The 20,132-nt window shown below is 48.2% G+C and carries 14 protein-coding genes; 10 read left to right on the forward strand and 4 right to left on the reverse strand.

The window, feature by feature from the left end; translation table 11 throughout:
- Positions 1-12: 12 nt before the first annotated feature.
- The 3 genes from xseB to QUW60_RS05275 are packed head-to-tail and all read right to left on the reverse strand — an operon-like array spanning position 13 to position 2,949.
- Complete coding sequence (xseB, locus tag QUW60_RS05265; protein WP_289558917.1) at positions 13-237, reverse strand: exodeoxyribonuclease VII small subunit; 225 nt, start codon at positions 235-237, stop codon at positions 13-15.
- Between the two features lie 35 nt (positions 238-272).
- Positions 273-1,574 carry an exodeoxyribonuclease VII large subunit gene (gene xseA / locus QUW60_RS05270; RefSeq protein ID WP_289558919.1) on the reverse strand — a complete coding sequence of 434 codons (1,302 nt, stop codon included), beginning with the start codon at positions 1,572-1,574 and terminating at the stop codon, positions 273-275.
- The gene (locus tag QUW60_RS05275) at positions 1,564-2,949 is read right to left on the reverse strand and encodes a S8 family peptidase (protein ID WP_258338990.1); all 1,386 of its coding nucleotides are present in this window, start codon (positions 2,947-2,949) and stop codon (positions 1,564-1,566) included. The genes xseA and QUW60_RS05275 overlap by 11 nt, the downstream gene beginning before the upstream one ends.
- A 127-nt stretch (positions 2,950-3,076) precedes the next feature.
- Here QUW60_RS05275 and QUW60_RS05280 point away from each other — a divergent pair, with 127 nt between their 5' ends.
- The 8 genes from QUW60_RS05280 (at position 3,077) to QUW60_RS05315 (ending at position 14,117) form a co-directional block, all read left to right on the forward strand.
- Positions 3,077-4,438 carry an MATE family efflux transporter gene (locus tag QUW60_RS05280; RefSeq protein WP_289558921.1) on the forward strand — a complete coding sequence of 454 codons (1,362 nt, stop codon included), beginning with the start codon at positions 3,077-3,079 and terminating at the stop codon, positions 4,436-4,438.
- Positions 4,439-4,966: 528 nt separating this feature from the next.
- Positions 4,967-8,041, forward strand: a complete 3,075-nt coding sequence (locus tag QUW60_RS05285; RefSeq protein WP_289558923.1) for a SusC/RagA family TonB-linked outer membrane protein — start codon at positions 4,967-4,969, stop codon at positions 8,039-8,041.
- 27 nt (positions 8,042-8,068) lie between these two features.
- A complete protein-coding gene (locus QUW60_RS05290; protein ID WP_289558925.1) occupies positions 8,069-9,865 on the forward strand; it encodes a RagB/SusD family nutrient uptake outer membrane protein in 1,797 nt (598 codons plus the stop codon).
- Positions 9,866-9,915: 50 nt separating this feature from the next.
- Positions 9,916-10,764, forward strand: a complete 849-nt coding sequence (locus tag QUW60_RS05295; protein WP_289558927.1) for a discoidin domain-containing protein — start codon at positions 9,916-9,918, stop codon at positions 10,762-10,764.
- A 154-nt stretch (positions 10,765-10,918) separates the two neighbouring features.
- The gene (locus QUW60_RS05300; RefSeq protein WP_289558929.1) at positions 10,919-11,578 is read left to right on the forward strand and encodes a LysE family translocator; all 660 of its coding nucleotides are present in this window, start codon (positions 10,919-10,921) and stop codon (positions 11,576-11,578) included.
- An 11-nt stretch (positions 11,579-11,589) separates the two neighbouring features.
- Positions 11,590-12,135, forward strand: a complete 546-nt coding sequence (locus tag QUW60_RS05305; protein ID WP_258338982.1) for a DUF4924 family protein — start codon at positions 11,590-11,592, stop codon at positions 12,133-12,135.
- 23 nt (positions 12,136-12,158) lie between these two features.
- Entirely contained in the window at positions 12,159-13,730 is a 1,572-nt protein-coding gene (locus tag QUW60_RS05310) for a peptide chain release factor 3 (RefSeq protein ID WP_289558932.1), read from the forward strand.
- A gap of 12 nt (positions 13,731-13,742) precedes the next feature.
- On the forward strand, positions 13,743-14,117 hold the full coding sequence (locus tag QUW60_RS05315) for a PH domain-containing protein (protein ID WP_258338980.1): 375 nt from the start codon (positions 13,743-13,745) through the stop codon (positions 14,115-14,117).
- 109 nt (positions 14,118-14,226) lie between these two features.
- Here QUW60_RS05315 and QUW60_RS05320 read toward each other — a convergent pair whose 3' ends face one another.
- Complete coding sequence (locus QUW60_RS05320) at positions 14,227-15,663, reverse strand: carbon starvation CstA family protein (protein WP_289558935.1); 1,437 nt, start codon at positions 15,661-15,663, stop codon at positions 14,227-14,229.
- A 759-nt stretch (positions 15,664-16,422) separates the two neighbouring features.
- Here QUW60_RS05320 and QUW60_RS05325 point away from each other — a divergent pair.
- Together QUW60_RS05325 and QUW60_RS05330 are read left to right on the forward strand one after the other, a co-directional pair.
- Positions 16,423-19,323 carry a hypothetical protein gene (locus QUW60_RS05325; RefSeq protein ID WP_491745706.1) on the forward strand — a complete coding sequence of 967 codons (2,901 nt, stop codon included), beginning with the start codon at positions 16,423-16,425 and terminating at the stop codon, positions 19,321-19,323.
- 1 nt (position 19,324) lies between these two features.
- Positions 19,325-20,065, forward strand: a complete 741-nt coding sequence (locus QUW60_RS05330) for a glycosyltransferase family 2 protein (RefSeq protein WP_289558937.1) — start codon at positions 19,325-19,327, stop codon at positions 20,063-20,065.
- Positions 20,066-20,132 lie beyond the last annotated feature (67 nt).

Raw genomic sequence — 20,132 nt, forward strand, 5'->3', positions numbered from 1 at the left:
CACCCTTGATCCTCAGGCCCCTCCTTCGGGAGGGGTAGGGGATGTTCCCAGCATTTTTTGTATTTCCTGGTCTGCCTTATAAAGCTTGTCCTTGCAGAACTTGATCAGTTTTTGCGCTTCTTTCAGGTTTTCGCCCAATTCGTCGATGTCCAGTTCGTTGCTTTCGATTCTGGAAACAATGGCTTCGAGATGCTTCATTGCTTCCGAGTATGTGTAAGTTTCTTTTTTTGCAGCCATATTTTCTGATTCTTTTGTCTTGTTGGGTACTGTATTCATATTACTTTGCTCTTGAAACTTCCTTTTGCCAGGCGGGTTTCCACCGTATCTCCCGGCCGGAGTCTGGAAGCATCCGTCACCGCTTTTCCGTTTTTCAGTGTCATGCTGTATCCGCGTTTCAGCAGAATGTCGGGAGATGCGGCCTTGATGCGTTCTGAATACAGTTCGATCCGGTGCTTTTCGGTTTGCATACGCACCCGTAAAGCGGTCTGCATCCGTTGCAGGCATATTTCCTGACGGTGCTTTTCCGACTGGAAGCGCGTTTGCAGAGCTGTCCCTATCCGTCTTGCAAATCGTTCCTGAATGAAACTTTCTTGCTGGATCCGCAATTGTATTTTTGAAGGAATGCGTGCAAGCCAGCCGTCAAGCCTTTCTCTTTCGCGTACGATGCGCTGAGGCATTTCCTGATAAATGTATTGGATGAAATTATCCAGGCGTTCTGCAGTCTGGCGCAGGTGGTTGACAAGAAACTCTGCCGCAGCGGTCGGGGTCTTTACACGCGTATGTGCAACCATGTCGATAACCGTATCGTCCCGTTCGTGTCCGATGCCGGTGATGATGGGCAAAGGAAATTGCGCACAGTTTGCCGCCAGATCGTAAGTGTCGAAACCCGACAAGTCGGATGTCGCTCCACCGCCGCGTATGATGACCACTGCGTCCCAATTGTCTGCTTCCTCATAAATGCGGTTCAGGGCGGAAATGATGGAGATTTCAACCTTGTCGCCTTGCATGACAGCCGGAAACAGACGGGGATAGAATACAAAGCCGAAGGCGTTGCTGTTGAGCTGGTTGCAGAAGTCGCCATAGCCGGCGGCAGTAGGCGAGGAGATGACCGCTATCCGCTGTGCGGCTTCCGGAATTTCAAGCTCTTTGTTGAGTGTGAGTATGCCTTCCTTGTCCAGCCGGTTCAGAATCTCCTTTCTTTTGCGGGCCAGATCCCCCAGTGTGTAGGTCGGGTCGATGTCGACAACGGTGAGCGAATAGCCGTAAAGTTCGTGGAATCCTACAGACACCTTTACCAGCACTTTGATTCCGGAAACGAATGCTTGTCCTGTTTCGCGTTCGAAATAAGCTCTGAGCCTTGCGAATGTGCCTGCCCATATAATGCCTCTTGCCTTGGCGATGAGCGTGTTTCCGGCAGGATCTTTCTGTACGAATTCCAGATAGCAGTGTCCGCTGCTGTTGGCACGCACGTCGCTCGTTTCGGCCTGTACCCAATATGTATCGGGCAGGCAGGCTTCGATGCTCCGCCTTACCAGCGAGTTGAGCTGGACCAATGACAAGGGATTATTTTCCATTCTCTTCTTTCAGTTTGCGTGCCAGCTGGAAGGCTTTCCATATGTCGGTCACTCCATATCCGTAGATGTTGTCGGGATAGGCATAGCGGTCGCTTGCCTTGTGGATTATGTCGATCAGTTCGAACACGTTCAGCCAGGGACATGCCTGCCACAAGCAGGCCGCCAGACCGCAGAATACCGGTGCGGCGAATGATGTTCCGTTGGCATAGGCCGTGCCTCCGTTCGTTCCCACAACGGCTGTATGCATTCCGATGGCCATCACGTCCGGCTTGACCCGTCCGTCGGTTGTGTTTCCGACAGAAGAAAAAGGCGCGTTCAGTCCCATTGCGTCAATGGCTCCTACGGTCAATATGTTTTCTGCATCGGCAGGTGGAGTTATCTTTTTCCAGGTGGAAGCTCCGGAGTTTCCCGCGCTGCATACCACCAGCATGCCTTTCTTTGCCGCCATCGAAGCCGATGCGGACATGAGTGACGTATGTCCGTCAAGCTCCCTGTACGTATAGTTGTCGGTTGCGTCGTTGAATGAGAAATATCCCAGTGAAGTGTTCACTATATCTGCGCCTACACTGTCGGCAAATTCGACGGCTGCCGCCCAGTTGTCTTCTTCGGCCAACTGTTCGGAGTCGTTGTCTTCAGACCGGAGCAGCCAGAATCCGGCTTCGGGTGCCGTGCCCGTCATTACGTGAGGCGCGTCGGCGGCAAGGCACGAAAACACTTTCATCCCGTGATTGTGTTCGGCGTAGATGTCTGACTGGGGGTTCACGAAATCTTTTGTCCCCAGTATGTGCGCGTGTCTGAAGATCTTCATTGCGTCTACATTGTAGAACCCGGCATCGATCACCGCAATTTCGATACCTTTTCCCCGAAACCCGGCTTTGTGTATGCTGTCGCCGCGATGCATGCGAATCTGGTCTGCCGCCACTCCGTATATGTCTTCCTGTTCGTTCCATTTGTTATCGACTTCTTTTTTTCTGTCGGCGGGACGAGGAGGGACAGAATCGGGCGAAGTCCATACTTTCCGCACCGATTCAACGAACGGGTTGATCAGGAAGCGCTGGGCTGTCTGTTCACTGTTCGTTTGCATCAGCACCGTATTGTTCCATTTGCTTGCCGATATGAATTTTCCTCCCTGGCTTTCCAGCTGGCGGATATAGGCGGCGCATACCGGCAGGTCGGTCGAGTCTATCTTCAGTCCCTGTCTGTTTCTTCTTTCGATGGAACGGGCGGAAAGAAACTCTTGCGGCCGGTCGAGGCTATAGGTGGTCTGTGACTTGTCTTTAAGCTGCACGCGGTAGCGGTATGAGGTGTTTTCCGCTGGCGCGGCAAGTGCCGAAGCCAGCATCAGTATGCTCAATCCTATAAACTTCAGGTTCATCATCTTTTTATTTTTGAGATGCAAAGATACACAAACTTTTTCTTTTGGCGAAAAAAGCGTAACTTTGCGTGATTTTTTAGCAAACTTCCATTAACTTTCAATTTGTAAAATTTTAAAACGTCTTGTTATGTCACAGAACGGAACAGCCGCCCGACTGGGAACCGAGCCTGTCGGTAGATTATTGATGCAGTATGCAGTGCCCGCTATCATAGCCATGACCGCATCTTCATTATATAATATGGTAGACAGCATTTTCATCGGCCACGGAGTAGGCGCAATGGCTATATCCGGACTTGCCGTAACTTTTCCGCTCATGAACCTTGCCGCCGCTTTCGGTTCGTTGGTCGGAGTGGGGGCTGCAACCATCGTTTCGGTGAAGCTGGGGCAGAAAGACTACCGGACAGCCCGGCAGGTTCTGGGCAATGTGGTTACGCTCAATGTGGTGATCGGTGTCCTTTTCACTATTGTCACGCTTGCTTTTCTCGATCCGATCTTGTATTTTTTCGGTGCCAGCGAAGCTACTATTTCTTATGCGCGCGACTATATGGTGATCATTCTTTTGGGAAATGTCGTCACTCATTCTTACCTGGGGCTGAATTCGGTTCTCCGTTCGGCCGGACATCCGCAGAAAGCCATGTTCGCAACGATCATGACGGTGGTTATCAACACGCTGCTCGACCCGCTTTTCATCTTCACTTTTGATATGGGCATTGAGGGAGCGGCCGTCGCTACCGTGCTCGCGCAGGCCGTTGCCCTGATATGGCTGTTCAGGCTCTTCAGCAACAAGAACGAGCTTATTTATCTTCAGCGGGGCATCTATCGCCTGCAAAAGCATCTCGTTTCCGGTATCATAAGCATCGGTATGGCTCCTTTTCTGATGAATTTGGCGGCCTGTTTCATCGTGATTCTTATAAATAAGGGACTGAAGCAGTATGACGGCGACCTGGCGATAGGAGCTTTCGGAATCGTGAACCGCATTTCCTTCCTTTTCGTGATGATTGTGATGGGACTGAACCAGGGGATGCAGCCGATAGCTGGATATAACTACGGTGCCCGCCAGTATCACCGGGTAAACCATGTGATGAAGCTGACGGTGATAGCGGCAACGGTTGTGACCACGGCGGGATTTTTGATCGGCGAACTGGTGCCCGAGCTGGCCGTAAAGGCTTTCACTTCGGATGCAACCCTTGTGGATATGGGGGCGCGAGGGATGCGCATTGTCGTGATGTTTTTTCCGATAATCGGCTTTCAGATGGTTACGTCCAACTTTTTTCAGAGCATCGGAATGGCAAAGAAGGCCATCATCCTTTCGCTCAGCCGTCAGGTGATGATCCTGATACCTTGTCTGGTGATACTTCCTTTGTTCTGGGGAGCTGACGGCGTATGGTTCAGCATGCCCATATCAGATGCGGTAGCCAGCGTCATTGCCGCCGTGATGCTCTATCGCCAGTTCAAGTTCTTCAAGCAGCATCCTGCTCCTCAACTCTGAGTGCGCATCTTTTGCGTTTGAATATGTGTTGATTTTCAGTGTTTTGCCTTGTGCTTCGGCAGGATGCCGCGGAGTTTTCTCCTCTTCACTGGAGTGATACGATCTCTTCACTCCAGCGATACGATCTCCTCACTGGAGTGATACGAACTCCTCACTCCAGTGAAGAGGTTGATGTTGCGTGGTTCTCAGGGCTGACGCATTACTAAAGTCATTGATATTCAGAGTATCTGATATTTAGAGATATACTAAAGCCAGATAAAAAGGCTGTTTTTTACCTATAAAATCAGCACATGCTGAATAATAAGTACTTAATAATCAATATTCTTTTTAATGCGTCAGCCCTGCTCCAGTGAAGAGGTTGGCGTTGTGCGGTCTTTTTTTAAGTTTTAAAGGGAAGGGTTGGGTATTTAAAGAGAAAAAATCATTTGTTTTTCTATGAATGTATATTTTTTTATTATATATTTGCCGCCAATCTTGATAATTAAGCCTAAAAACAACTTATTTGATTTTTTACCTAATAAATGCTTTATGAGAAAAAACAAATCTTCCTATGGAAAAACGAATTGGGCAGGAACCCTATGGGCAGGAGTCTTGCTTGTATCGGCAGAGGGAATGTTCTTTCCGCTGTATGCTGCGGATACCGGCAGCAGTCTGTCAGTAAACGAAACGCAACAACAAGCCGACATCACTGTAACGGGACAGGTGCTTGACGAAGCCGGCATGGGGATTCCCGGCGCCAATGTGTCGGTAAAGGGGAAAACCGGATTAGGAACCATAACAGACATGGATGGAAACTTCTCGCTGAAAGTACCTGGAAATTCCATACTGACAGTTTCGTTTATGGGTTATACCACACAGGAAAGAAAGGCTGTGGCGGGACAAGCCATGCGCTTCAACCTGGTGCCCGACAGCAAGGCGCTGGATGAAGTTGTGGTGGTTGGTTATGGTACGCAGCGCCGAAGCACGGTAACCGGTGCCATTGCCGATGTGAAGACCGACCGCCTGAAAGACATCACCGCCCCCAGCGTGAGCAACATGCTGCAAGGCAAGGTGGCAGGTGTGGTAGTCACCCCTTCTTCCGGACGTCCGGGCGACGGCGTGAGCATCCGTGTGCGCGGTACAGGTTCTATCTCCGGAAGCCAGGAGCCTTTGTGGGTGATCGACGGTGTCATCGGTGAAGGTTCTGCCGAATTGAATCCCAATGATATCGAAAGCATCTCTATCTTGAAAGACGGTTCGGCTACCGCCCTCTACGGTTCGCGCGGCGCCAACGGTGTGGTACAAGTCACCACCAAACGTGCTAAACTGGGTACTGCACAATTTAATGCGTCAGCCAAGTGGTCTGTTTCTCAATTGACAAAAGGCAACCTGGAAATGATGAACGGTGCCGAATACTATGATTATCTGGTAACGGCCTATACCAACGCGGGAAATCTGGATGACCAATATTGGCTGCAGCCCTATCTGCGTGACCGCAACTTTGACTGGTGGGACTATGCCACGCAGAATGCATTGACTCAGAACTACAACATAAACTACACCTACGGTAACAACAAAATCCGTGCATATATTTCGGGTGACTACTACACGGAAGAAGGTACCATCAAGGGGTACGATTATGACCGCTTTACTTTGCGTTCCAACACGGAATATATGGTAAACGACCGTCTGACGCTGAAAGCCAACATTGCCGCCAGCTACAAGGAAACGTTTAACCAGGAGTATTCGTTGGCTCACACCAGCTACACGCCATGGGATACGCCGTGGGATTCGCAGGGTAATCTGAAAGACGGAAGCCAGGGTCTTCCCGCTACTGCAGAAGAAGCCGTATCAGCCAATCCGGATGATTACTGGTATAGCGACGGCGGTACAAACTTCGCCTACGACCGTCATCTGAACTGGGGCAAAAGCCGCTCTAACGGACTGGACGTGAATTTAGGTTTCACCTATAAGATTTTCGATTTCCTTACTTTTGAGTCAAACAACAAGATCGGGTTCTCCAACAACTACAGTAGTACTTATACTGACCCGAAAAGCCGTGGCGGTGTAGGAACCAAGGGAAGCTATTATGATGCAAACAGCAATTCGCGCTCTGTTTACACCAACCAGCTGTTGCGCTTCATGAAAACGTTCGGCGACAAGCACGAGGTGAGCGCATACTTGTTCTACGAATACGAAGAATACCGTTATTGGGATTTGACAGCTACTGCCTACAATATAGCGCAAGGTGCTGAAATCATCAGTGCTGGTGCAGACGACCCAGCCGCAAGCGGAACCAAGTATGAAAACAAGAATGCGGCATACCTGTTTAACGGAAACTATACTTACGACGGCAAATACATGCTTCAGGCCATGGTGCGCCGCGACGGTTCCAGCCGTTTCGGTAGCAACAAGCGTTGGGGTACATTCTGGTCGGTAGGCGGCGGATGGAACATCCACAAAGAAGCCTTCATGGAAAACGTGCCCTGGATCAACGAACTGCGTGCCCGTGTTTCTTACGGTATCAACGGAAACCAGCCGGGCGGCTCTTACGACTATCTGACCAAGGCCAGCATTACGACCCAATACGACAATCAGATAGCCTTGATGACAAACTACTTGGGTAACCCCGATCTGGAATGGGAAGAAACCGGCAATCTGGACGTCGGTCTGGATATACGTCTGTTCGACCGCCTGAACATCACGTTGGACGGCTATGTGAAAAAGACCAAGAACTTGCTTTACCTGCGCCACCTCTCGGCTGTGAGCGGTTTCAACCGTCAGACATCCAACAACGGCAAGTTGGAAAACAAGGGTTTTGAAATTACGGTGACTCCGGAAATCATCAAGACAAAAGACCTCTATTGGGATGTCAGCTTCAACTTGGGTTACAATCACAATGAGATTACTTACATGCCCGACGGCGATGACTTGAGTTTCCAGGCCACGGCAGTGGGCTATCCTTACTTGAACTACTACATGCGCGAATGGGCGGGTGTGGACACGATGACAGGCAAGGGCCTGTGGTTCAAAGTGGACAAGACTACCGGTGAAAAGACCGTGACCAGCAACTACAACGAAGCTACGCCCGTGCTGCTTGACGCAGTGCCTATTCCTGACATCAACGGTGCTGTCGCAACCAACCTGACATGGAAGGGCCTTTCGCTGAACGCCAACTTTACTTTCGCGGCCGGAGCCAAGATTTACAACAGCATGCGTGCCGGCGCGTTGGACCGTGACTGCTCTCGTCCGAGCCAGGTGCCGATGAGGTTGCAGGACGGATGGAGCCGCTGGGAAAAACCGGGCGACATAGCCACTCATCCGCAGCTCATAGCCAACAGCAGCGCTGACAATTCAAATACGTCTACCCGTTATCTGGAGAATGGTGATTACTTTAAGCTGAAATCTCTCAGCTTGTCATACAGCTTGCCCAGCAAATGGTTGAAACCTCTTAAAATCAACTCGGCAGCAATCAACTTGACCGGTGAAAACCTTTTCACCATCACCAAGTATTCCGGTCAGGATCCCGAAGTCTTGTTCTCCAGTTCATACAATGGAAGTGCCAGCAGTTTCGGCTATCCTACTGTACGCCGTTTTACAATTGGCGTGAATGTTAATTTCTAAACTTGTACCTTTATAATAAACAACGATATGAACATCAAATATGCATTAAGTTCCTTAGGGCTGGCAACTGCCTTGGCAGGATGCAGCGTGGATACGAAATTGTACGATGGTATAGCGCTTGAAAGTATAGACGAACGTAACCTCGTGGAATTGTCGGAAGGCAGCTACCGATTGCTGAAGAATGACAATGGGCTGATAGACAACGGCTTCCAATTTTTTGCCTTGAGAGGTGATGATGTTTGCTGGGGAGGAACATCTACAGGCGGTACATTCGACTTTTACGACTACAGCCGCAACGTACAAAGCACACTGACCGAATATGGATGGGAGCTGGGATACCGTATGATAGGCAACTGCAACCAGATTATCGATATGGTTGAAGCGATGGGCGACGGACGCTCGGAAGAGGAAACCATCATCATGGGCGAGAACTATTATTTGCGCGGTTTGGGCTACTTCTATCTGGTAAACTGGTTCGCGCAGCCTTATTCCAACAATCCCACACAGAATCCCGGCCTTCCGCTGAAGCTGACAAGCGATGCGGAGGATTATCCTGACAAGCGTTCTACCGTGGAAGAAATCTACCAGCAGGTGGTAAAAGACCTGAAGGCTGCCAGCACCTATATGACATTGCCGGCAGGTACGTTACCCAAAGACCACAATCACGCCACCAAGGAAGCTGCCCAGGCACTTCTGGCACGCGTATATCTCTACATGGGTGACTTGGATAACGCCTATTTAATGGCCGACAGCGTCATTCAGTCCGGACGCTTTGAACTGCTGCAGGGAGAAGCATACTACAACTATCCGCAGCACGTGCCCGAAGATAATAAGGAAACAATCTTTGCCGTACGCCGTACCCGTCTGAAAGACGACGGCAGCTATAGTCGCCAGGGAGGGCTGTTCTTCCGTATCGACAAACAAGGCTGGGAAGAAGTGTATGCTTCGAATCCTTATCTGGAACTGCTGGAACTGAATCGGGACGAAAATGGTTTCCCTGTAGACCTGCGCAGCAAGTTCGTCACCAAGCGTTACGTTGAAGACGGTACGAACACCGACATATACGGTGTGCATGGCAATGAAAACGGTACGTATAACGATTGGACATTTGTGTACAGCAGGCGCCAGTCGGCCAGCAGTGCCAACTTTGTGATAAAGCAAATCAGTGTAACCAAGCAGGACGACGGCACATGGAAGATGAGCGATGAAGATGCCGCATCTTTCCAGAATGCCACTATCCAGGAGGAAGACTATAACTTGGGTTCACGCTACTATGTAAGGGGAACAGACGGCGTCAAGTATATCGGCCGCATCGAACCGAGGGTATACAATGCCAACACCTTGCGCCAGAAGTCAACCGACTATCTGGTCTATGCAATCAACAAGTTCTCTTATCAGGAGCAGTTTTATCACTTGTGGTCGCCGGTCGTTTCCCGTCTGGCCGAAATGTACCTGATCCGTGCCGAATACTATGCAAGCAAGAATCAGGTGCAGGAGGCATTGGATGATGTGAACATATTGCGCCGCCGGGCAGGCGTTCCTGAATGGACAACAACCAACATGCAGACGGCAGAAGCCGGACAGCCCAAGGACATTATGAAAATCGTTGAGGAAGAACGCATGTTGGAGCTGGCGTGGGAAGGACACCGTTCGCTGGACATCTTCCGCAAGAAAGGCACGCTGAACCGCATGTATCCGGGCGGACACACGCTTACTGTGGGCGACCAGTTCTGGGAAGTTCCCTACAATTCAACTGCGGTATGCGAATTTATCCCGCAAGGACAGTTCGACCAGTATCCTTATGATCTGGAACAGAATCCTTAACCTGAGCAATAATTCATACAATTCTATTTAATCCGATAAAAAAGAGACAAATGAAAAAATTATCATACTTGATGCTATTCTTTCTGTCGGCCTTCCTCTTAGGAGGATGTGCCGATACGGAGCAACCCTATGTGGGCTACATCACGATAAAACGTGCCGTGGTAGAAGCCGCAGCCAATTCAACAGCCACCATTACCGCCGATACAGATATTGATTCTCCCATTGAACTCAAGTCGATCGACTTTGGTGAAGGGGTGGAAGAATGGTGTACGGTTACCTTCGATGGCAGGGACATTACGGTGACAGCTACACAGGCCAACACCGGCAGTAATTACAGAACCGCCACAGTGAATGTGAAGTGCGGCTATTGGCTGACTTCATTCGTCGTTCTGCAGAAATACGAAGGACAAGAATACCTGCAATATGACTGGACCGGATGGACAGCCACAGGCTCTGACGTACAGGAAAACGATGGAGGAGGCTATAGCTCGCTGTTTACGGAAGACCGCACCGAGTTCTGGCACAGCTATTATGGCGAACCTACACCCTGTCCGCACTGGCTGCTCATTGACATGCAGAAGGAATTGGAATGCAGCCAGTTCGCCATCGGGCGCAGAGAAGCTGGAGGAAATAACTATCCTTCTGTAAAACACATGAATATCTATACCAGCACAGACGGAGAAAACTTTGAGCAGGTAGGCGAATTTACCTTTGAACTGCCTTGGACAGCACCGGATGGAACTGTTGTTGAAGGCAACAGTCCGCTGGTTCCTGCCGAAGAAGTGATAACGCTGGATGCCCCCGTAACGGCGCGCTATGTCAGACTGGAAATTACAGCAACCAACAACGATACTGGCGTTTGCCAGGTTGCTTATTGCAAGGTTTACGAGAAACTGTAAAGCTTCACGATGAACCGGGAAGGAAGAGGATGTGTCATTTTGTCACATCCTTTTCTTTTACATACAGGATTTAACCGCTCTTCGCGTATCAGGCAATTCGATAATAGAGGCTAAAAAAGTAGGTACTTTCGTAAAAAAGTAGCATCTTTGCAGTATGAATTGGATTGAACACGTAACCGTACTGGAATTATTGATAAAAGGCTTCATCGTGGGGGTGGTTGTTTCTGCTCCTTTGGGACCTGTGGGCGTGCTTTGTATCCAGCGGACTCTGAACAAGGGGCGCTGGTTCGGTTTCGTGACCGGGCTCGGAGCTGCGCTGAGTGATATCTGCTATGCTTTGCTGACGGGGTATGGCATGAGCTTCATGGATGAGCTTATCGTGAAGCACCAGATTGTTTTGCAGATTGTGGGGAGCATCATGCTTTTCGCTTTCGGTATCTATACTTTCCGCAGCAATCCGGTAAAGGCATTGCGTCCTTCTTCGGGCAAGCGTGGGACCTATCTCCACAATTTTGTTACGGCTTTTTTCGTGACGTTTTCCAATCCCCTGATCATATTCCTGTTTATCGGACTCTTTGCCCGTTTCTCGTTTGTGATGCCGGGAAGTCCTATCGGCTTCCAGCTCGTTGGTTATCTGGCGATTATTATCGGTGCGGTAAGCTGGTGGTTCAGCATCACTTATTTTGTGAACAAGGTTCGTGCGCATTTCAATGTGCGGGGCATATGGGTGTTAAACCGCATTATCGGCATTGTGGTGGTGATTGCTGCCATTGTGGGGATTGTGCTTGCGATAAACGGAACATCTTTTTCATAAAACAATAGTTTATGTATATTTCTCAGGAACTGAAACAGAAGAACATTGCGGAATATCTGTTGTATATGTGGCAGGTGGAGGATCTGATAAGGGCCAACGGAGGCGATATAGACAGGATCCGGAAAACGGTTGTGGATCCTTATCCCGTGTCTGATGAACAGAAACGCGCGCTGGAACAGTGGTACAGCGATTTGATTCAGATGATGCGCGATGAAGGGGTGATGGATAAGGGACATCTTCAGATTAACAAGAATGTCATCATCTGGCTGACAGACTTGCATCTGCGCCTGTTGCGCTCGCCGAAATTTCCGTATTACAGTGCGGCTTATTACAAGGCTCTTCCTTTCATCGTAGAACTGCGCGCCAAGGGCGCTGATAAAGGGGAGCCCGAACTGGAAACATGTTTTGAAGCCATGTACGGGGTGCTTCTGCTGAGGCTTCAGAAAAAGGAAGTGAGCGAGGCTACCCAGGGGGCTATCAAAGTGATAAGCGACCTGCTCGCTATGCTGGCCGGATATTATATAAAGGATAAAAAGGGAGAACTGGAACTTGAATAACTGAATAATTGGAAGAATGAAATATGGCCAACCAACAAATAGAAAGAAGAAGAACATTTGCGATTATCGCACATCCGGATGCCGGTAAAACTTCGCTGACGGAAAAACTGCTGCTTTTTGGCGGACAGATCCAGGTGGCGGGAGCAGTGAAGTCGAACAAGATCAGAAAGACAGCAACATCCGACTGGATGGACATCGAAAAGCAGCGTGGTATCTCGGTAACCACTTCGGTGATGGAGTTTGATTACCGCGACTACAAGGTGAATATTCTCGATACGCCGGGGCATCAGGACTTTGCGGAAGACACATACCGCACGCTGACAGCCGTCGACAGCGTAATCATTGTGGTAGACGGGGCGAAAGGTGTGGAAACGCAGACCCGCAAGCTGATGGAAGTTTGCCGTATGCGCAACACGCCGGTCATAATCTTTGTGAACAAGATGGACCGTGAGGCGAAAGACCCGTTCGACTTGCTGGACGAACTTGAGAACGAGCTGGTCATCAACGTGCGTCCGCTGACATGGCCGATTGAGAGCGGCCCCCGTTTCAGAGGCGTGTATAACATCTATGAAAAGAAGCTGAACCTGTTCCAGCCTTCCAAGCAGGTAGTGACGGAAAAGGTGGAAGTGGATATCCATACGGAAGACCTCGACAATCATATCGGTTCTCCGCTGGCCGAGAAACTCCGTAACGAGCTTGAACTGATAGAAGGAGTGTATCCGGAGTTTAATGTCGGCGACTATCTGAAGGGTGAGCTTGCTCCGGTGTTTTTCGGTTCGGCTCTGAACAACTTCGGAGTGCAGGAGCTGCTGGACTGTTTTGTGGAGATTGCTCCAAGTCCGCGTCCCGTACAGGCGGAAGAGCGCGTCGTGATGCCGGAAGAACCTAAGTTTACGGGATTTGTCTTTAAAATAACGGCTAATATTGACCCGAACCACCGTTCGTGCGTGGCTTTCTGCAAAGTCTGTTCGGGCAAGTTCACGCGCAATACTCCGTATCTTCATGTGCGCCACAACAAGACCATGCGCTTTTCTTCTCCTACGCAGTTTATGGCACAGCGCAAGACTACGGTTGACGAGGCTTGGGCGGGCGATATCATCGGTCTGCCGGACAACGGGGTGTTCAAGATTGGAGATACGTTGACCGAAGGTGAAATTCTGCATTTCAAGGGACTGCCCAGCTTCTCTCCCGAAATGTTCAAGTACATCGAGAATGCAGATCCGATGAAGACAAAACAGTTGAACAAAGGCATTGACCAGCTGATGGACGAAGGTGTGGCCCAGCTTTTTGTGAATCAGTTCAACGGGCGCAAGATTATCGGGACGGTAGGCCAGTTGCAGTTTGAGGTCATCCAGTATCGTCTGGAGAACGAATATAACGCCAAATGCCGTTGGGAGCCGGTCAGCCTGTACAAGGCATGTTGGATTGAGAGCGACGATCCGGCCGAACTGGAAGCCTTCAAGAAGCGCAAGTTTCAGTATATGGCAAAAGACCGCGAGGGACGTGACGTGTTCCTGGCCGATAGCAACTATGTGCTTCAGATGGCTCAAAATGATTTCAAGCACATCAAGTTCCATTTTACCAGTGAGTTTTAAACTTAGAATATTATGGGTATCTTGAACGCTATTTTAGGAAATGCTTCTTCGCTGGATCCTGACTCTTTGAAGAAAGAGTACGGCGATCTGCTTTGTGAAGGCGAATTCATTGAACAGGCTTTCGTGATCATTCGTGACAAATGGGTGTTTACCAATAAACGTCTGATTATTCAGGACGTACAGGGGGTGACCGGGAAGAAACGTGAATACCATTCTATTCCTTACCGTTCGATTGAGCGTTTTTCGATAGAAACGTCGGGAACCTTTGACGATGATTGTGAGATGAAACTGTGGGTGAGAGGTTGTGCAGAACCTTTTGAGCAGGAGTTCAGCCGGGGTACAGACATAAAAAGGATACAGCGCGAGCTGGCAAAATATGTGCTGTGATGACAGCTTTAAAATGAAACTTCGGCGGTAACAGCTGCTTGTTTTATGTGAAGTGGAGGCGCAGTCTTGCTTGAGACAAGTTACTGCGCCTCTATTGTATTGTGTGCGGTCAGATTCTGTTTGCTTTCCGCTTCCTGAACCATACGACGAACCACACAGCGGCTATTATTGTACAGATGATTCCGATCGGATAGGCTATCTGCGGTGGAAGCCCGAGTCCTTCGGGGGCAATAACGATGTAGGTGCTGCACACGCTTGTCATGAACAGGGCAGGGACAAGCGTAAGCCAATAATTTTTCTTGGCTTGCACCATCCATACGGTAATCGCCCACAAGGTGAATACAGCCAGTGTCTGGTTGCACCATGCGAAATACCTCCAGATGATTTTGAATCCTTCCACATCACTGAAACTGTATACCAGCAGTCCGATGGTTACCAGAAAGATAGGTATACAAATAATCAGTCGTTTGCGTATGCTCCGTTGCTCGATGTGGAAAAAGTCGGCGACAATCAGGCGTGCGGAGCGGAGGGCTGTATCTCCGCTGGTAATCGGTGCGGCCACGATGCCGAGAATAGCCAGTATGCCTCCAAAGCCGCCCAGCCATTCGATCGAGATGTCGGTAGCGACTTTTGCGCCTGAATAGGCGATTCCTGTAGCTTTGTCAACAATGCCGTTTTCCTGGAAGAACCAGGTGGCGGCCGCGGCCCAGATAAGCGCAACGATGCCTTCTGTTACCATCGCTCCGTAGAATACCGGACGGCAATGTTTTTCGTTAGTGATGCATCGTGCCATGAGTGGAGATTGCGTGGCATGAAAGCCGCTGATGGCTCCGCAGGCGATGGAAATGAACATCATCGGGAAAATAGGGTTCTTTTCGTATTTCGTGCCGAATCCGTTCCATATTTCCGGAAGATCGGGACTCTTGACATAAAGCATTACCAAAATGCCTACAGCCATAAACAGCAGAGCGACCGCAAAAAGCGGATAAATCCGTCCGATAATCTGGTCGATGGGAAGCATGGTAGCAAGCACATAATACAGAAAAATGACAGCCATCCAGAAATAGACATCGAGGTATTCCGGAGTCATTCCCGCAAGCAGCTCCGCCGGTCCGGAAACGAATACTGCGCCTACCAGCACCATCAGAATCATGGTGAATATGCATGCCACTTTCTTTGTGCGTTGTCCCAGAAAACGTCCGATTTGTTCGGGAAGGCTTTCCCCGTCGTGCCTGAGCGAGAGTGTTCCGGAGAGGAAATCATGTACGGCTCCTGCAAATATTGTTCCTATTACAATCCATATATAGGAAGCCGTACCGAACTGCGCTCCCATGATGGCGCCGAAAATCGGTCCCAGTCCGGCGATGTTGAGAAACTGAATCATGAAGATTTTCCATGTAGGGAGCGGGATATAGTCCACTCCGTCGGCTTTGGTGATGGCGGGAGTTTTGCATTTAGAGTCAGGGGAGAAGATGCGGTCGATGAACTTTCCGTAAATCCAATATCCTGCCAAAAGCAAGATCAATGCGATGCTGAATGTAATCATAGTTTTATTTTTGACGTTAAAACAGCGCAAAAATAATAAATATGTTACATGCTTGTTCTTTTTTGTGTATGAATTATAATTAAATTCTGAGTTTTTATGGGATAGTGCAAAAAGGTAATCTGATATTCCATGGTTTTGTTTTCTGATATGCTGTTCAGTCTTTAGGGAAAAGTCCGTCTTTTGTTGGTATAGAATTTTTATTATCAATAGAATGGAATAAAGTGGTGGGCAAATAAAAAAGCGAATTATTGGTAAAATAAAATCTCCGTTAAAGGACGAGGACTCTTAATGTTTTCACAGCGGAATAATCCTTGTTTTGATTTGCTTCAAAAGTATTGCAGAATTAAGGAAGAGTCTAAAGAACAAACGTTGTTGTAAAAAAGTATAGTTCTAAAAAATAAAAAAATAGAAGCTAAAAAAAGGCAAGGCAGTGAATTTTTTCAAAATTATATATATATTTACAGTATTAATTTATTTTATCATTATGATAATTAAACTATGATGAGCATCTGATATAAACAATAACCTTGTAGAAACTAAGAATATGAAAACAATAAACTATTTGCAACAATATTAGACAAAAAAGAGATTATTTTTATAGTTGCACTTACAAATAACAAAATTATGATGTCAACCAATATATTTATTTCTATTCTACGTGAATTACATGTATCTTTTACCAAAAGTTTTACCCTTCGTGTCTATGAAGAGCATCCGTATAAATATACATTTCGTCTTTTTTTATTATTGTGTGTATGTTTGATGCTTCTTCCACGGACAATATGCGCCCAAGAATATAAAATCACAGGCACGCTTCGTGACCTTATTACGGAGGATGGTGTAGACTCCGTAAGGGTGGAGCTGTTGCGTGAGGACAGCAGTCTGGTAGATGTAACCATGTCCGTGATACCGGTTACAGAGGAGATGATTGCAAGCAATTTGCGCGTGGCGCGCAAAATTGCAAAAGACGGTGCGGCCTTCACACTCAATGCGCCTGGAGCTTCCCGCTATATTATAAAATGCCGTAAGATGGGCTATGAGACGATTGTTCATGGCGTTGAAATCAAGGCGGAGAAGGTTAAGAGAAGAGTAATCGATGTGGGCGACATCTACATGCAAAAGAAATTTCATCAGCTGGACGAGGTAGTGGTTAAGGGTACTATGATTAGAATGTACTACAAGGGCGATACGCTGGTGTATAATGCAAGTGCTTTTGCGCTGCCCGACGGCTCGATGCTTGACGACCTGGTAAAGCAATTGCCCGGTGCAGAAATACGTAATGGCAATGTATTTGTGAACGGGCGGCTTGTGGAGAACTTGCTTTTGGGAGGAAAGGACTTTTTCAACGGTAATCCGCAGGCGGCCCTTAAGAACTTGCCCGCTTATGTGGTGAGCCGCGTAAAAGTTTATGAAAAGGAAGGAGTTCTCAGTGAAACGACCGGGACGGATATGGGCGATGAGTCGTATGTGATGGACGTTCGTCTTAAACGCCAATACGTAGGCACCTACCTGGGGCAGTTGAAGGGAGGATATGGTACGGAAGAACGTTATGAAGGCGGCTTGTTTGCCATGCGTTTTGACGAACGGCAGAGTTTTACGTTGTCGGGGGACTTTAACAACCTGAATGCTGACAATAGCTATAACCAGTACGGCGGCTTCGCGCGATCCATGCAAAGCGGGCTGCATAAGCGCAACTATGTTTCTGCCGACTACCGCTTTGAGCCAAACGGGAAATTAAAACTGACAGCCAATGCTGCCTTTGAGCATCGTGACGATCGGTTGACGCAAGGAACGGCGAGTGAAACGTTCCTCTCCGGCGGCAATACCTATGGTCGTTCACAGACAAACAGTTCCGGCAGAAGCATTGGAGGAAACGGCAGTGTTAAACTGACACTACGTCCCCGGAGCGGCCGTCTTTACGAAATGGGGTACTCCGGCAATTACCGTCACCGGGATAATAGCGTTGCCTCGCGTTCTGCATCGTTTGATGTCTTGCCCATTTCGGAGAGTACGGAATCCATACTCGACAGCGTATTCATGCAGCCGATGGACGAGAGGATTCGCAGCTTGACACTCAATCGGCTGAGGGATGATGTCCTAGCCGAAAGCAACCAGTCCTCTCACAAGTTTACTGCTCATGGTGCGTTGGCATTCCAAGGAAACCTGCTTGACTTAAACGGCAATTTTACTCACAACAAGCGTGAACAGGATCAGTTTGATATTTATCGCCTGGAATATCCCAAAACAGAACAGGCAGCGGACTATCGTCATCGCTTTGCCGATGCGGATACTCGCAGTTACAACTATCGGCTTCAAGGAAGGTTCTTCTGGAAATACCTCAATACAGAGCAGGCGAACGGACAGCTGACACCTGGATATACCTTTTCTCAGCATTATGCCTCCGAGCAAAATCCCCTTTATCGCCTTGATTGGTTAGGCGAAGGATGGACTGATGGAGATTCGGTACAGCTTGGCATGCTCCCTTCTGTCCGTGAAGAACTTCTTCGATGCATCGACATGGACAACAGCTACTTTTCCACTGCCCATACCTCACGCCATACCCTGTCGCTTGACTGGTTCTATGATAAAAAGTTGCCTAAAATGGGATGGCTTGAGATAAAATCTACACTGACCTTTCATCATGAAAATGCCCGCTTGCGCTATCAGCGATTTGGCAAGAGCTATCATACTGCGCGCCATGCTTGGCTTGCTGAGCCGTCGGCTTCGCTTCGTTGGCGTCCGATAGAGGGAGATAAAGGAGGGACCAAGCTGAGCGTGATGCTGAAGTACAACGCTACAAATTCGCAGCCGAATCTTCGCTATATGCTTGATCTGACCGACGCTTCCAATCCGCTTTTCGTTACCTTAGGCAATCCCGGTTTGAAAAACATGCGCAGCGACCGGCTCATGCTCCAGCTGAAGCGTACACATCAGCAGGGGCGTTCGCTGAACACCTCTATTGACTATACCCGTTGGCACAATCAAGTGGCTGCAATGCAAACGTATGACACCCAAACCGGAGTGCGAACTTCACAGTGGGTCAACGTAGACGGGAATTGGCTGGCGAACTATAATCTTTGGTACAATGTGCCTCTTAACAAAAAGAAGAACCTAATCCTGCAGGCACAGTTAAAGGTCAGTTATTTGCACAGCGTAGATCTTTCGTTTGTGCAAGATGAAGAAAGAACGTCGATCTGTCATGCCGGCACCATCCAAGCTAGCCCTAAACTTACATTTAATTATTCCCCCGCTGCGGGTGCCCTGTTTACGGGTGGCGTCGGACTTGACTGGAGAAATGTGGATGGTGAACGTGAGGATTTTGTCCGCATTCGTACTACTGATGTAATGTATCACTTGAGCGCCCAAGTTCCCCTGCCCGGTGAGGTTTCATTGGCAACGAACTTCCGTCTGACTTCCCGCTATGGTTTCAATGATGCCGCGCTCAACGATACGCGCCTGCTTTGGAATGTAAGTTTGTCACGTACCTTCCGTTCTTTCACCTTCATGCTTAAAGGTTATGACTTGCTGGGGCGTGACCGATATACTTATGTGAACGTGAATGGCCAAGGCCGCATCGAGAGGTTTTCTAACGTCCTCCCTCGTTACGTACTCTTTTCCTTGACATGGAAGTTTAATAAAGCGGGAAAGAAGAAGTCTTAAGATGAAATATAGTATGTCAAATATGTCAATTGTCAATATTTCTCTTCCTGGCTATAACGCTGGGAAGTATTTGCGAAAATCTGTTGAAAGTATTCATAAACAGACTAATACCTCTTCTGAACTGTTCATCATTGATGATGGTTCGACAGACGGACGCATTGATTTTTTAATTCATGTTACAGATGGGCGTATTTATTTGATGAAACGGAATCACAGTTATATTGCTACGCTTAACTATGGTTTTTCAATTTCCTGTGGTAAATGTATTGCTCGGATGGATTTTGACAATAAAATGTTTCCGGCTCGGTTAGGAGAACAAGTTACAGTGTTTGAAGCGGACAAAGATATCATGATTTATGTTTCTTATATGAAACGAATGGGAGGAGAGAATGTGTACGATTCTGGTTTGAGAGGGACTATTGGTCTATTTGCCAACACCCTCTTACTTAGTAATCTTATTGTCTATTTAATCGTTATAATTCGGATGGACTATCTCCGAACCAGCCAGCTAAACTATCAATTGGAATATATTTATGCTGAGGGCCATAATTTGTGGGCGGAAGTCGCATGTCTTGGTGAGGTATTTTACATTATTTCTAAGTCTCTTCTAGAATATTATATTTCCGAAGTGCAGGTAAGTTGTGTTCACAATTTGCAACAATGCGAAACTGCAGGTCGCATTCGCAATGAAACCCTGAATTTCTTGATTAAGAACTGCTTAAAAAATGTGTTGCTCATATAGAAAAACTTTATAACACTTACATGCTCCTTAACAAGGATAATTTGCTTGATGATGACTATATCTTTTA

It is taken from the genome of Bacteroides gallinaceum (assembly GCF_030373775.1).
In the GTDB taxonomy this organism is placed as follows: domain Bacteria; phylum Bacteroidota; class Bacteroidia; order Bacteroidales; family Bacteroidaceae; genus Phocaeicola; species Phocaeicola excrementipullorum.

Coding starts and splice junctions, on each gene's coding strand:
- xseB (WP_289558917.1), bottom strand. CDS start 237: ATGGCTGCAAAAAAAGAAACTTACACATACTCGGAAGCAATGAAGCAT.
- xseA (WP_289558919.1), bottom strand. CDS start 1,574: ATGGAAAATAATCCCTTGTCATTGGTCCAGCTCAACTCGCTGGTAAGG.
- QUW60_RS05275 (WP_258338990.1), bottom strand. CDS start 2,949: ATGAACCTGAAGTTTATAGGATTGAGCATACTGATGCTGGCTTCGGCA.
- QUW60_RS05280 (WP_289558921.1), top strand. CDS start 3,077: ATGTCACAGAACGGAACAGCCGCCCGACTGGGAACCGAGCCTGTCGGT.
- QUW60_RS05285 (WP_289558923.1), top strand. CDS start 4,967: ATGAGAAAAAACAAATCTTCCTATGGAAAAACGAATTGGGCAGGAACC.
- QUW60_RS05290 (WP_289558925.1), top strand. CDS start 8,069: ATGAACATCAAATATGCATTAAGTTCCTTAGGGCTGGCAACTGCCTTG.
- QUW60_RS05295 (WP_289558927.1), top strand. CDS start 9,916: ATGAAAAAATTATCATACTTGATGCTATTCTTTCTGTCGGCCTTCCTC.
- QUW60_RS05300 (WP_289558929.1), top strand. CDS start 10,919: ATGAATTGGATTGAACACGTAACCGTACTGGAATTATTGATAAAAGGC.
- QUW60_RS05305 (WP_258338982.1), top strand. CDS start 11,590: ATGTATATTTCTCAGGAACTGAAACAGAAGAACATTGCGGAATATCTG.
- QUW60_RS05310 (WP_289558932.1), top strand. CDS start 12,159: ATGGCCAACCAACAAATAGAAAGAAGAAGAACATTTGCGATTATCGCA.
- QUW60_RS05315 (WP_258338980.1), top strand. CDS start 13,743: ATGGGTATCTTGAACGCTATTTTAGGAAATGCTTCTTCGCTGGATCCT.
- QUW60_RS05320 (WP_289558935.1), bottom strand. CDS start 15,663: ATGATTACATTCAGCATCGCATTGATCTTGCTTTTGGCAGGATATTGG.
- QUW60_RS05330 (WP_289558937.1), top strand. CDS start 19,325: ATGAAATATAGTATGTCAAATATGTCAATTGTCAATATTTCTCTTCCT.